Raw genomic sequence first — 12,312 nt, forward strand, 5'->3', positions numbered from 1 at the left:
CTTGCTCCAGGATTCTCATCGCTGCGTCGATTCGCTCCCGATTGGCGGGATCCAATTCATCGACGTCGATATCAATGAGATTGCTGAGCGTGCGGTGCATCCGATAACCAGGTGTGTTTCGTGGGTCCATGTGTACGCCTCCGCCGATTTTCGGCGTAGAACAACCTATTGTACGTGCGCAGGTCGTCGTCGCTTGGGTCACCAGAGCTCACTCGGCTGTACCTGAACCGATTTGTGGTCTGGAGACACGAGGACGCCGTCAGGCGGTACATAGCGAATGAATCACCGGTTCCATTGTGACTCTATTGCGGCTATTTTCAGCTGAGGTATCGTTCTCGGACTACGAGGAGAGACGGTAACACGGTGACACAGCTCACGAACGCGAAGACGATACTCAACCCAGTCACGAGGCCGAAGCGGTGGAGCGGCGGGGAGAGCGCGAGTGCGAGGACGCCAAAGCCCGCAGCCGTCGTCGCTGCACTCCCCAGCAACGCACCGCCAGTCCCTGTGACTGCCGCCACCAGCGACTCGTCGAGCGACGCTCGGCGCTCACGCTCGTCGACGAATCGTTCACCGAGGTGGATGCTGTAGTCGACGCCGAGCCCGATCGCCAAACTCGTGATGACGACAGTCTCGCTGTTGAACGGGATGTCGAGCAGTGCCATCGTGCCGAGCAACCACGCAAGCGCGAGGAGGACGGGGACGAGCACCACGACCGCGAGCCCTGGCGCGCGGTACCGCCACCAGTACAGGCCAAGGAGAAACGCCAGGATGACACCCAGCGTTACGGCGAATCCTTCGACGAGCGTCTCGAACAGGGCGCTCTGGACGACAGCAGTGATGATCGGCCCACCCGTCGCAACGGCTGTCACCGGTGCGTTCCCCTCGATGCCTGTGGCGACCTGCCGCACGTCGGTGGCGATCGATTGGGCGGCCGCGTCGGTCTGCACACCGACGAGTGACCTGGCTGTCGCATACGACCCGTTCTCGGTACGATAGAGGACTGTCGACGCCCGGTCGGGAGCGGCGCCATACACGAGGTCGTAGACAGACGCGACGTCCTCGTCCGGGAGGCCATCACCATCCGAGTCTCGCGCGTCAATCGCGGCGGCGACCGTCTGATTCCCGGCGGCGACAGACCGGAGGACAGTCGCCGGACTCTCGACAGCGGCCGTGCCGTCCGACTGCATGGCGATCGTTCCATTTCGACTCGAATACTGAGACGTATTGTCGGTTGCAGTGAGCACTGCCGGCGCGGTCACGTTCCCGCGTATCAGTATCTGGGCCTCCGAACCCTGCCCGCGTTGACGGAAGTTGTCGCTCAGGTACGAGAGATCCTCTCGGACGTCGTACTCAGCGGGGGCGAACGGTTCCGGAAGCGACTCCATCCACTCTGGGGCATCCTCCGGCAGGAAATCCGCCTGATTGAACTCCGTATCCAGGCCCGTCGCACCGTAAGCACCTGCCGAAGCCAACAACAGTGAGACGACGAGAATAGCGATCGGTGCGCGTCGAGAGAGAGTCGCAGTACCCGAGAGCACACGGCGAATCGGCCCTGAGCCGACCCCGAACGCTGACTGCTGGCGGTCACGCCCGAGTCGAGCGAGGAGTCGTTCAACTTCGAGTTTGACGGCCGGGACGAGTGCCACGAAGACGACGAACATCGCGACGATGCCGACCGCGCTCAGGAGCGCGAAGTCCTGTATCGACCCGAGCGGGCTGACGTAGTTCGAGAAGAAGCCAATGCCGGTCGAGAACGCGGCAGCGGCCAGCGCAACGACGACACCGGCGACCCCCACCCGCATCGCAGTGGTCGGGTCACGTCGGCCATCGGACTGGGAATCGGCGTCGAGCTCCCCCGTTCGCGCCTCGCGATAGCGCATGACGACGTGGAGCGAGTAGTCGATACTCAGCCCGACGAGCAGGAACGGGACGGCGATGAGTATCGAACTGGACGGGATTCCGAGCCAGCCCTGGATACCCTGGAGCCACACCATCACTATGCCGATCCCGAACAGGCTGACGAGCACGTCGACCACGTCGCGGTACGCGATACCGAGGACGACGAGCAGGAGGACGAGAGCGACGGGGGTGATGATGAGGAAGCTGTCGCCGATGGCCTGCGAGGACGCCTCGTCGATGATGCCCTGTCCGAAGACGAACGCGTCGGCGTCGTCGAAGCGCTCGTCGACCAGGGAGGCGATAGCCACTTGCGCATCGGACGCCTCCTGGGGCGTTCCGCTAGCGCCGCCACTGTTGTCGGATTGGAAGACGAGTGTCAGTCTCGCGTCGGCGCTCGTTGCGCCGGGTTCGTAGTCCGACGGCAGGAATGTGGTCGGGTCACGGTCAGGGGCGGTCGAATCCGAATTGAGTAGTCGAGTGAGTAGTGCATCAACCTCCTCGTCTGAGCGTGATTCGAGCGCCTCGATCTGTTGGTCGAGTGTCGGCGCTGGTGGCTGCCCGTTCCGACCGGTGGAGGCTGTGTCGTTTGTCCCGCTCCCAGCCGTTCGGGCTTCGAAGTAGGCCGCAGTCGCCACGATGTTCTCGAGACCGCGGAGCCCCGACTCCGCTCGGAGCGTCGTATTGATGGCTTCGGTTTCCCGTATCTCCTGCTGGAGTCGGAGGCTCTGCAGTAACGACTCGCGGGTGAGGACGTCTCCACCTTCGTCTTTGACGACGATCTGTGTGACCACCGCATCGTCCGTTCCGTACGTCGATTCGATCTCCTCGAGTGCTACCTGTTCCTCGGAGTCGATGCCTGCCTGACCGATCGCACCGTCTTCACTGGTGCCGACCACCGCGCCAGCGCCGACGATCGCCGTGAGGACGAGCAACAGGACGATGATGAGTTTGCTCCGCGAGACGAGCGCGTCCGCGTATCGAGACGGCAAATTCCGTTTCATTGGTCACCGACACCGCTTCGTATTCGCGTGGGCTGTGGCGTTGAGGTTGGCTGACGGACTGGTGTATTCGACTCGTTCATTGTCACACTCTCCGTGTGTGCCTCATATGGAACGATGGAGGTCTCCCACAACGTGGGACAACCGCGAAGTTCGGTTACTCTCTGGAAACGATTTCGTAACTAGACAACTGAACAGGCCACTCTGAATGAAACAGACGGCGTGGGTGGGCTGGATGGAATAGTCTCTGAGTGGTTCCAACCGATCGAGTAGCCGCGGCTACTGACCGTAGAGTCCGTATATCATGACGAGGAAACCGCCACAAGCGATGAGGCTCTCAAAGAGCATTCCCTGGACGCTCGGAATGCCGAAGATGTGGTGGAGGATCCCGACCAGAAACGTCCCGATGGTGATGACCATGAGACCCACTGCGAAGTACTGGAGTCCCTCGATCTGCGTTCGTTGATAGGCTCGATACGCTAACAGGGAGACGATACCCCCGAGGACTAATGCAGCGATTTTGACGATGCCGAGCAGGATGATAATACTGTCCGTCATGATTCTTTCTTCATCTCGGACCAGAACGTCGCCATACGGTCCTCGGCATCCTCGTCTGGTCGTTCGACGGAGACGGTGAATTCGTCGTCGTCGATGCTGATCGAGATATCCGCGAAATCCCGTTCGTACAACGTGGCGTTCGGTCCGTCACGGCGGACTTCAGTGTACTCTTTGACGAGAGCGGCCTCACGGAGTCGCTCAAGTTTGCGATACACTGTCGAACTCGGCAACTCGCATTCGTTGCAGAGTGTGGTTGCGGATTTCGGCTCGGTCAATGTCGTGAGTATCGCTCTGCATTTACTGTCTTCGAGCGATTGAAGGACTGCTGAAACGGGCGGATCGTCGTCATCCGTCGAGGGATCCTGCACCATATTGGTGGCTGTCTGAGTCGCGTTCGACCGTGATGGGATGAGCGAGAGCCGGTTTGGGTCGATGAATTCCTCAGTCATTCGAATATCGCATTCTCCAGGTCGTCTCGACTCCGAGACGGGTACGCTGTCAGTTAGCTCTGTCTTACGACTATGGGTGTATAGGGGTATCGGGTGTTCCCAGATCGTTGGACTAGCAGAACGTCCGATACGTAGTTGGGTAGAGTCGATGCCGAATACTGGTCTGATCTCCGCCGCTCGGTCTCCAATCCCACATTCTGGGACAGTTCCATCGTTGTTTATCTACTGCTGTCACAGATTTGGGTGAATGATGGCTAGATACCGTTACCGGCCGAAAGAACGAACCGAACTCATGATCCTCGAAGCTGGTGAATCTGTTGACGACAACGCGGATACTGGACAAAGATCGTGCCTGAGTATGGAGGGTCAGTAATGGCGACGATGCTCGACGTTGTTATGACTATCCACACTATTTTTGCTGCACTGTGGACCGGAGGTACACTCTTGGTTGCAGGCACTGTGCTCCCTGCAGCTCGTAGAGACTTGCTCGGAGAGGAGGCGTTGGCTCTTATCGGCCGTCGATTCTCGTATCTCACGATCGCCTCGGTGCTGCTACTGCTGTTCACCGGTGGGCATCTTGCAGGAACGCTCTACACCGCCGAATCCCTCCAATTGACCGGGCGGGGGCATCTCGTCCTGACAATGGTCGGCCTGTGGCTCGTCCTTCCAATAGTGCTCTACGGTGGCTTCCGTCAGCTAACCGGCCTTCCACCGGAACAATCGGCGGCAACTGCAGCGACGGCAGCGCGACCGTGGTTTCTGACTGCGAGTGTTGTTTCGATAGCACTCCTCATCGTCGCTGGGCTTCTCTGAACTGATTTCACCGTTCGCTATCGAGAGTCCATTTGAACGGGCAGACCTGGACGTATCTGGCATCACTAGCACGATTAAGCCTTCTCGGCAGGGTGTGGACCGTATCTAGGCGTTCCACACACCTGGCACTCCCATAGTGGCTGGCCGGTCCATTCATCGTCAGGGACGACTTCGAAATCGCGGAATCGATGTTCGGTTTTTCGGTCGCACTCTCGACACTCGAGGTGACCTCTGTTCGGGCTCTCGTGTCGCGGTCTCCCGGTACTGGAGTCGGTGACGGATCGCTGGAGTGCAATCGCCGGCACCAGCCAGACATCGTCGTCTGCGTCCTCACGAAGGGTCACAAGACGCTCCTCGTCGTGAATCCCACTCCCGCTTTCGTCATAGAGGAACGTCGCGCGCTCGCCGTCGTGACGCGACTGCGTTGTGCCTTGCCACGTAGTCCGCTCACGAGCTGCCGCGAGCAGCTGCTCGCCGCACTCCGATGAGACCCGTGCCGCCGAAGGAAGCGAGGGCCACTGGTCGGCAAGCTGCGCTACAGGTTCCTCGTCGAGGTCGTCGATGAGCTGGCAGTTGTCGACCGCGGGGTCGGAAGCCGATTTCGCGAGAAGAGCGGCCGCAGTAGATCCCTTTGCCACGGCGCCGTAGAACGTCCGCGACTCGACGAAGACGTGGATGATGTGGAGGATATCACACTCCGAATCAGGGGTGTCCTGGCCATCGGTGACTGCATCGAGATGATTCGTGAGACAGAACCGGCATTTCGTCTGGCCAGCGGGGATCGATGTCCCACAGGAGGTACACTCGGCCGCAGTTGCTGTCGTGGGGTCTGGATAGCCTGTGTGGGCTTTACCTGTTCGTTGACGTCGGGGCTCTCCGTCACTACTGGTGGAGAGATTGTCGTCGGGGATATGCGTCGCTTCGCCAAGCGGCCGGAGCTCTTCGCAGTCAGAGTAACGTCCGGTCATAGAGTAGTCTGGTCGCAACATGCTTCGTCTTCATTTTTAAATGATTGCTCTTACGCCAATTCCACTACAGACACGCAAATCAACAAAAGGAGCGTCGTTAGACAGCTAGTCCGTCCAGCGCGTCTCGGTGAGTTCGGACGGTTACGGTTGAAACGTTCGCGACCTCTGCGACGTCCGACTGTGAGAGCAACTGGCCCTGTTCGCACCCCGCTTTGTACAGGCAGGCCGCGGCGAACCCTGACGGGCAGACACCCGTAGTGACTCCCGTTGATTCAGAATCCTCCGCCAACCTCCGTGCTCGTTGCCGAATCTGATCTGGGACATCGAGTTCCGAGGCCAAACGCGGGACGAACGCACTGGGCGTCACAGGCTTGGCCGGGAGGCCGAGTTCCGTATTCAGCGTCTTGTACGCGTTCGTCACGCGCGACTGCTCAACGCGCGCCGGATCGGTAACGTCATCGAGGGTTCGTGAGAGCCCGTCGCACCGACAGGCGCCGTAGACGCTCGCGGTGGCCATCGCTTCGATCGACCGGCCCAGCAGGAGATTTTCGTTCTGAGCGCTCCGGAAGAGCTGGCACGCCTGATCACGAATCGTCTCGGACAGCTCGAGCGCGCTCACGATCCGGCGGACCTCACCCAGACCGTGTGCGAGATTGCGCTCGGCTTTCGACTGAAACCGCCCACGAGTCTGCTCCCGGCGCATCCGTGCGACCTGCCGGCGCTTCCGTCCGGAGAGCGTATTTCCGTTTGCGTCCGTTCCATGCCCGATTTCGGTCGATAGGCCTCGGTCGTGTCGCGCCGCAGTCAGCGGCGCACCCGTCCGTTCACGTTCGTCCTCGTCGAATGCTCGCCATTCAGGCCCGTGGTCGATGCGCTGCTCGTCGACAACCAGGCCACAGTCTTCACAGACGGTTTCGACCGCATTGGTGGTGACCCGGCCGTCACATTCGGGGCACTGTTTTGCACTTGAGTCAGTCTGGACATCTTCGTCGAACGTCGTCTCGTAGATCTCTTTGGTTGCCATGATTCTCACGAGGGACAGTACAATGAATCGCGCCTCTTAGAGCGCCCCTCACCCGTTAGGGGCAGATAAACACCGAGCGGTGCGGAGCCGGCGCAGTGCGATGCTGTGGCGAAAGCCCGGCGGCTGTGTGAGCCGCCCGGAACGTGGAGGTTGGGTGGGGCGGCGGGAAGCGGGTGAACGGGCATCAGCAAAAAAGAAGGCCGCGTTAGCTGACTACTCCCACCACTGGCCGCGCTCTGGGAACAGCACGGTGCTCCACCCGGTCAGGGCCACTGAGACGCGCCCCTGATACCAGTTCCGCGCCGCCCCGTGAATCCGCACACGCTCGCCTTCCTCCATCCAGGGTTGATTCGATTTCTCCCAGACGGTCACCTTCGTTCGTCCGCTCTCGTCCTCGATGAGTCCCACTTGGGCAATAGCCGGACTCGATGACTCCCAAAGCTGTGTAATTGTTCCCTCGATGCTCACCTCCTTTCGGTTCACGTCCTCAACCTTTTCTATCGGGATCACCTGTCCTGGCGCCGTCTGCAACTCCTCGAACACCCCGACGACCGCACTCATCATGTCTTTCCCCGTGACGACCGCCTCGGCCAGCCGCCGACTGATCGCCGCCCGCGACCATCCATCCAGCTTTTCGGCCAACCGCATCGATTGTTCGTTCACCGCTGCCAACTCCTCCTGTTCGAGTTCTGCACGCGGGTCAGCCCGTTCTGGGTCTGCCAGCGGGTCCACGCTCGCTCGCCGCTTCTGGAACTCTGCACGCCGCTCAGCGCTCCGCTTCGCCGCGATGTCTCGCGTTCGTTTTTCTCGACCCTCTTGCGTCCCGAGTTCGGCCTGGGCACTGATGCGCTCCAGCTCAGCCTCTTGCGCCTTGATACGCTCTTCCTGTTCGAGGGTCTTCCCGAACATGTGATCCGGTCCTTCCTCGACTCGCGCGTCCGGATGGTTTGAATCGACTTTCGCCTGCACTTCCATGTCGACCGTCGCCTGGAACTCCGGGGTCTCATCGACGACTTCGAAACCGTCCTCATCGACCGTCGCTTCATCGTGTTTCTCGAATGCCTGTTCATCGACCGAAACTACTTCACTGGAGACGTTCTTACTTGACATTGGAACTCACTGGTTCCTGAAGGCGCTCACGCGCCCGACACCGCGATGCTCCTACATCGCGGATTTCCTCGACGACAACGACCGACAGACTCGTCTGCGCGCTCTCGCTCGCGCCTTCGCGAGCGCCCTACCGGGCGCGAGCGAGAGCGCGCCCGAGGCGGACGACCATCCAGCACCGCGCGTCGACCCGCCCGGAGCGAGCGGCCAGCGCATTCCCCGTTTCGCCCGCGACGCAACCACGTCCGTCGTGGGTCGGCGAGTCCCGGAATCCTCCGGAAGTCCGGGACCGAAACGGGAGAAGCGCTGGCGCCGAGGGCACATGCATTTTAGCCCGGAGCGGGCGCTCGCGGTGCGGAGAGCGCCCGCACGCCCGGAATGGTCGGTCGCGAGCGACGCGGAGGGCGGCACGCGGCGCGCGGGGCGTGCCGTTGAGAAACACCATTCAACCGGGCCCGACGCTTAGTGACCCAGCCGACGTCCTGGTGGACGCAGAAAGGGCGAGGCCGTCTCGGTCACCGGGAGACAACGTCTCCCGAGCTCACGGCGCAAAGCGCCGTGAACGTCCCCCGATCCCGCTAGCACCGCAGGAACGAGGAGCGCAGCGGTGGTCGCGGGATGTCGAGCGGCCGAGGGCTTTCAGGCTGCGTGTGTCACGTCTCCGATTGGGCGTTCAGCTCTCGAAGGTACCAGCCCGCGGTCGTTCCGATCCAAACGCCCTCGACCGGGCGCATATCGAGATCGGTCGCAGCGGTTCGATGCGTCAGCCCCTCGGCAAGAATCAGTCGAACGATATCTCGAACGGTATCCTTCCTATACTGATCGACGATCGTTGCCATCGCCGCATCAACATATCCGTCCTCGTGGTCGTCACGCGGCGCTGCCGCTCGCGACAGCAGGAGCCCACAGACGTCATCGACCGACGCATGGGCGGCGTTCTCCGTTCGGTCTTGGACCTCGTAGCGCACGTCGCAATCAGGCATTGTAGCGTCCTCTCTACAGATAAGCAAGGCGAGTGCCTCGGGGCTTGACCCCGAGGCGGTTCACTGAGTGTCGGCCGGCGGATCGAGATACGTCTGCATCGTCTCGATGACGGTCCGGACGAAATCCTCTTGCAGTCGGCCCTGACGCCGGACGATTGCGGCGTGCTTCGGTGAGGCGACCGCCCAGGGAGAGGCGTAACTCTGGCGTGGCATATCGCCCTCGACCCAGTCAGCCGACTCGATTGGGACGGTTGCATCGTGTGGCGTCGTGGTTAGCGTGACCGTCATGTACTCCTCCTCACCGAACGGATGGGCGTCATTATTGAGGATCAGCCATGGGCGTGGATTCTCGGTGGACTTGAACGGATCTGGCCCCCAGACAACATCACCGCGCTGGTAGCTCATTCCTGATCCTCATCGTCGACGGCGTGCTCCAACCATTCGTCCATATCTTCCTCGCCGAAGCGGTCGTTCGCAGCGCGCGTGCTCTCGAGCATACTGGTGTATGCTGCGATGTCTTCGTCCTCGCCGAGTGTCCAGTAGTTGCCCTTGTGTCGGACGAGGTCCCGATCCTCGAGACGGGAGAGCACGACGCTGATACTCCCAGCTTTCACGTCGGTTGCATCGCGGATCTCGCTCTGCATGAACGCTTGGTCGGGATGCGCAGCGAGGAAGCGCATCACCCGCTCAGCGTTCGTTTCGCCGCCGTTCTGGAGTCGCTCCTCGGAGGATGACTCGAATGTCTCGACGTCGATTGGCATATGTATTCATTGTCGCCGAGCGTATTAGGTGTATCGGCGTATTTCTGGACCAGAACGATTGTCGACACGCCCTCGCAGCTTTTTCGCTGGACGCTCATTCTGACTCGACAACGTGGTCATCAAGGTCGCGCGTCCAGTACGTCGCGGGCCCACCAGGACTACAGCGGACACAGAGGTGTACTGTTCCGTCGAGGTGGCCGAGTTCGACGCGGAAGGACGTGAGTGCCGGCAGCGTATCGACGATGCGTCCACAGCCGTCGTAGGCATGGTGGTCGAGGTCGTTGGAATCAGGGCGCTCCTGAATAGCGCAGTCGACGCAGATCGGGTGGGTGACCCGGTCGTCTTTCCCCAAGTGCGGGCGTCGCCGAGTTCCGAGCCGGGGAGCGCACCGCAGAATGCACACCCAGAGAGTGTTTGCAGCAGTTACGCGTCCTCTTCGTCGGCGTCGCGTGCGGCCGTCCAGCCACGGTGGAAGACGGCCAACTGTCTGATCGAATCGAAGGCCGCGTTACTGGGCTCGTGAACGAGTACCCGTTCCTCGGCGACAGGGGTAACTACACCCGCCTCGACGAGGTCCGCGGCGAGGTGCCGCGCGCCGGTCTCATCGATGTCCTCGGTCGCAACCTGTGTGGCGTCCTGGTCTTGGGCTACCAGTTCGTCTTCGAATCGCTCATGATCGTGTGATGCGTCGTCGTATCTGTTCGGGCCATTCATATGGAAATCAACTCTAGGCACGCTCACCTGCGCGCCTCGGCCCTCACGGCGCCGAAAAAACTACTGACGGCACTGTGCTCGCTGTGACCGACGTCGGGGAGAGATGACGCTGCTCACTTATTAACCAACACTCCGGCCCTTGTCGCGGCGAGTGTTGGTTAAGATATCACCTGCTTCGCGTCTCGTACTGTAACTCTTGGAGGCCCTTCACCGCGAATGTATCAGGCTCGTTGACGGATGATCCGTGGCTCTGATTCGTCGCGAGGGAAGATGGGCGTGAGAGACGGTTCACTAGCTCCTCCCGGACGTCCTCGCGACTGATTCTTTGCTCGTGCCAGCCAAGGCGTCCGTCGTAGTGACGTTTCTGGAACGTCTCGCCGACGTCGTCGGCTACGATGAACTGCGTCCGCTTCATCCCCCAGACATTCGAGGAGATGTACTCGGCACCGACGTCTTCGTGGGTGAGTTCGACGAGAGTGCATTCGACGAACGAGACGATCGCTTCACTGTTACGAGTGTTCGGAACGGACAGGCGGAGATCCGACCAGGGCGGTCTCGACGCGTTGAGATGGGCTGGCACTCGGTCAATGCCATGGTCTCGGTGGTGCTGTCGCTCAGAATGCATGCGTTGTTTCGGGGTAGTTCGAAACCCCGTCACCCGTCTCGGGGGTGAGAAACGCTACGTTGCGGTCTCGACGTTACTTCGAGTCACTTCCGAACAACCGTTTCGTCCGGCCCCATACGGACGCTGTCTCGGACTCGTTATCGCCTTCACCAGTATCGGCAGGGGTCGATTCTTGGGGATCCCCTGGCTCTCGGTCACGGGTTGCCAGCTCCTCGGTGAGTCGCTCGACTTCTGCTTCGAGGGTGTCGATCCGCTCGGTTTTCTCCGCTAGTGTCGCCTCGAGTTCGTCGATACGCTCGCCCAAGAGCCGGTTCTTCTCGGCTAGATACGCACGGCTTCGCTCCGAGTCACCGGCGTCGACACCTGGAGACGAGTCGGCAGCTGGGTCGTGGGCGTCCGCGGTGTCGTCGCCGGCGTCCGGCTCGTAGAACTCGGAGGTGGTCGCAATCGATCGCTCGATGGTCTTCTCACCGTACGTCGACCCGTCAGCGTAGTGGACCTCGTCCCATTTCTCGCGGTGGAGTTCCGACTGGCGGAACAGTTGGTCCATCTGCGTCTGGTCACCGCCGGTCCAGAACGCCAGCAGACAGCACAGCGCCATATCTGCCTCGGAGTGGCTGTCGTAGCCGCCCGTGTCTCCGTTCCAGAGCCGCTCGAACTTCTCGCCGTTCGACGCATTCCGGGCTTTCTCGAGGAGTTCCTCATCCTCGAGGTCGACGTCAACGCCAGCGTCGACCGTATCGGTCTCCGTTGACTGGTCGTCAGTGCCATCACGCTGCTCGGACTCGGAGGCTGTGGCACGCTCGGTGTCCTGGACGTACTCACGATGAATCGCTGTGAGCGCGTCCTGCCGGCGTGCTACACGATTCGGTTGCCGCTCGACGTGGTCGCCAGTGACGGTGAAAAAGCGGGCCGTGTCGTACAGCTCGACGCTCCCGCGACGGTTCCGCCCCTCGGGGAGTTCCCCCTTGATGAGGACGTGGTAGCCGGTGCCCGACGGCGACACCTCCGTGTAGGAGTCGAGTCGCTCGATGATGTCCCGCGCGGCATCGTCGACGTCGCCGGTCTCCGGATCGCGACAGTCGTCCAAATCAACGCCGACGACGGGGTCGTCGTCGGTGAACACGAACCCGACGCCGTCCGCGTGCTCTGTCTCGGTGTACTCGAGTGCCGTCTCGACATCACTCCAAGTATCGGATTCCGTCGACGACGCGAACCCACCAGCCCCCGGCGTCACCGGAATCTTCGTCGGTTTCCCATCTCGCTCCTCTTCGCGCCAGCACACCCACTGCTCGCGTTCGCGCAACGCCTCCGGAATCGCCTCCGGCTCGTTGACGATCGGTTCACTCATCTTCACGTAGCACCTCGCATGGCTCTCACTGGCTGTGAGCCAGCACAGAATTCACGCTT

Annotated in this window: 13 protein-coding genes and 1 pseudogene; 1 reads left to right on the forward strand and 13 read right to left on the reverse strand. The window is 61.2% G+C overall.

What is annotated here, in order from left to right; all coding sequences use genetic code 11:
* Window positions 1-317: 317 nt before the first annotated feature.
* From EYW40_RS19120 to EYW40_RS19130, 3 genes are all read right to left on the reverse strand, one after another.
* Entirely contained in the window at window positions 318-2,903 is a 2,586-nt protein-coding gene (locus EYW40_RS19120) for an efflux RND transporter permease subunit (protein ID WP_115864527.1), read from the reverse strand.
* A 276-nt stretch (window positions 2,904-3,179) separates the two neighbouring features.
* Window positions 3,180-3,458 carry a DUF7521 family protein gene (locus tag EYW40_RS19125; RefSeq protein WP_098727616.1) on the reverse strand — a complete coding sequence of 93 codons (279 nt, stop codon included), beginning with the start codon at window positions 3,456-3,458 and terminating at the stop codon, window positions 3,180-3,182.
* Complete coding sequence (locus EYW40_RS19130) at window positions 3,455-3,907, reverse strand: winged helix-turn-helix domain-containing protein (RefSeq protein WP_098727617.1); 453 nt, start codon at window positions 3,905-3,907, stop codon at window positions 3,455-3,457. Before EYW40_RS19130 ends, EYW40_RS19125 begins: the two co-directional genes overlap by 4 nt.
* Window positions 3,908-4,279: 372 nt before the next feature.
* Between EYW40_RS19130 and EYW40_RS19135 the strand changes: the two genes are divergently transcribed.
* Entirely contained in the window at window positions 4,280-4,720 is a 441-nt protein-coding gene (locus EYW40_RS19135) for a hypothetical protein (protein WP_135536396.1), read from the forward strand.
* 74 nt (window positions 4,721-4,794) lie between these two features.
* Here EYW40_RS19135 and EYW40_RS19140 read toward each other — a convergent pair whose 3' ends face one another.
* The 10 genes and pseudogenes from EYW40_RS19140 to EYW40_RS19190 all read right to left on the reverse strand — a co-directional run bounded on the left by EYW40_RS19140 (window position 4,795) and on the right by EYW40_RS19190 (window position 12,253).
* The gene (locus EYW40_RS19140; protein ID WP_202613934.1) at window positions 4,795-5,688 is read right to left on the reverse strand and encodes a biosurfactant protein 1; all 894 of its coding nucleotides are present in this window, start codon (window positions 5,686-5,688) and stop codon (window positions 4,795-4,797) included.
* A gap of 97 nt (window positions 5,689-5,785) precedes the next feature.
* Window positions 5,786-6,712, reverse strand: coding sequence for a transcription initiation factor IIB (locus EYW40_RS19145; protein WP_006186984.1), 927 nt, complete (start codon window positions 6,710-6,712; stop codon window positions 5,786-5,788).
* Between the two features lie 213 nt (window positions 6,713-6,925).
* Window positions 6,926-7,822, reverse strand: a complete 897-nt coding sequence (locus EYW40_RS19150) for a replication factor A (protein WP_135823176.1) — start codon at window positions 7,820-7,822, stop codon at window positions 6,926-6,928.
* Between the two features lie 650 nt (window positions 7,823-8,472).
* Window positions 8,473-8,802, reverse strand: a complete 330-nt coding sequence (locus tag EYW40_RS19160) for a DUF8158 family protein (protein WP_135823177.1) — start codon at window positions 8,800-8,802, stop codon at window positions 8,473-8,475.
* Window positions 8,803-8,862: 60 nt separating this feature from the next.
* Window positions 8,863-9,207: a type II toxin-antitoxin system PemK/MazF family toxin gene (locus tag EYW40_RS19165; protein WP_135823178.1), complete on the reverse strand. Its 345-nt coding sequence runs from the start codon at window positions 9,205-9,207 to the stop codon at window positions 8,863-8,865.
* Complete coding sequence (locus EYW40_RS19170) at window positions 9,204-9,563, reverse strand: MarR family transcriptional regulator (RefSeq protein ID WP_135823179.1); 360 nt, start codon at window positions 9,561-9,563, stop codon at window positions 9,204-9,206. Before EYW40_RS19170 ends, EYW40_RS19165 begins: the two co-directional genes overlap by 4 nt.
* A 94-nt stretch (window positions 9,564-9,657) precedes the next feature.
* Window positions 9,658-9,986 (reverse strand): annotated as a pseudogene (locus EYW40_RS19175) (DUF7558 family protein).
* Window positions 9,987-10,277: a DUF8069 family protein gene (locus EYW40_RS19180; RefSeq protein WP_135823203.1), complete on the reverse strand. Its 291-nt coding sequence runs from the start codon at window positions 10,275-10,277 to the stop codon at window positions 9,987-9,989.
* A 166-nt stretch (window positions 10,278-10,443) separates the two neighbouring features.
* Complete coding sequence (locus EYW40_RS19185; protein WP_135823180.1) at window positions 10,444-10,902, reverse strand: DUF8030 family protein; 459 nt, start codon at window positions 10,900-10,902, stop codon at window positions 10,444-10,446.
* A 73-nt stretch (window positions 10,903-10,975) separates the two neighbouring features.
* Window positions 10,976-12,253, reverse strand: a complete 1,278-nt coding sequence (locus EYW40_RS19190; RefSeq protein WP_135823181.1) for a phage NrS-1 polymerase family protein — start codon at window positions 12,251-12,253, stop codon at window positions 10,976-10,978.
* Window positions 12,254-12,312 lie beyond the last annotated feature (59 nt).

This window comes from Halostella litorea, assembly GCF_004785955.1.
Taxonomy (GTDB): Archaea; Halobacteriota; Halobacteria; order Halobacteriales; family Natronoarchaeaceae; genus Halostella; species Halostella litorea.

Coding starts and splice junctions, on each gene's coding strand:
- EYW40_RS19120 (WP_115864527.1), bottom strand. CDS start 2,903: ATGAAACGGAATTTGCCGTCTCGATACGCGGACGCGCTCGTCTCGCGG.
- EYW40_RS19125 (WP_098727616.1), bottom strand. CDS start 3,458: ATGACGGACAGTATTATCATCCTGCTCGGCATCGTCAAAATCGCTGCA.
- EYW40_RS19130 (WP_098727617.1), bottom strand. CDS start 3,907: ATGACTGAGGAATTCATCGACCCAAACCGGCTCTCGCTCATCCCATCA.
- EYW40_RS19135 (WP_135536396.1), top strand. CDS start 4,280: ATGGCGACGATGCTCGACGTTGTTATGACTATCCACACTATTTTTGCT.
- EYW40_RS19140 (WP_202613934.1), bottom strand. CDS start 5,688: ATGACCGGACGTTACTCTGACTGCGAAGAGCTCCGGCCGCTTGGCGAA.
- EYW40_RS19145 (WP_006186984.1), bottom strand. CDS start 6,712: ATGGCAACCAAAGAGATCTACGAGACGACGTTCGACGAAGATGTCCAG.
- EYW40_RS19150 (WP_135823176.1), bottom strand. CDS start 7,822: ATGTCAAGTAAGAACGTCTCCAGTGAAGTAGTTTCGGTCGATGAACAG.
- EYW40_RS19160 (WP_135823177.1), bottom strand. CDS start 8,802: ATGCCTGATTGCGACGTGCGCTACGAGGTCCAAGACCGAACGGAGAAC.
- EYW40_RS19165 (WP_135823178.1), bottom strand. CDS start 9,207: ATGAGCTACCAGCGCGGTGATGTTGTCTGGGGGCCAGATCCGTTCAAG.
- EYW40_RS19170 (WP_135823179.1), bottom strand. CDS start 9,563: ATGCCAATCGACGTCGAGACATTCGAGTCATCCTCCGAGGAGCGACTC.
- EYW40_RS19180 (WP_135823203.1), bottom strand. CDS start 10,277: ATGAATGGCCCGAACAGATACGACGACGCATCACACGATCATGAGCGA.
- EYW40_RS19185 (WP_135823180.1), bottom strand. CDS start 10,902: ATGCATTCTGAGCGACAGCACCACCGAGACCATGGCATTGACCGAGTG.
- EYW40_RS19190 (WP_135823181.1), bottom strand. CDS start 12,253: ATGAGTGAACCGATCGTCAACGAGCCGGAGGCGATTCCGGAGGCGTTG.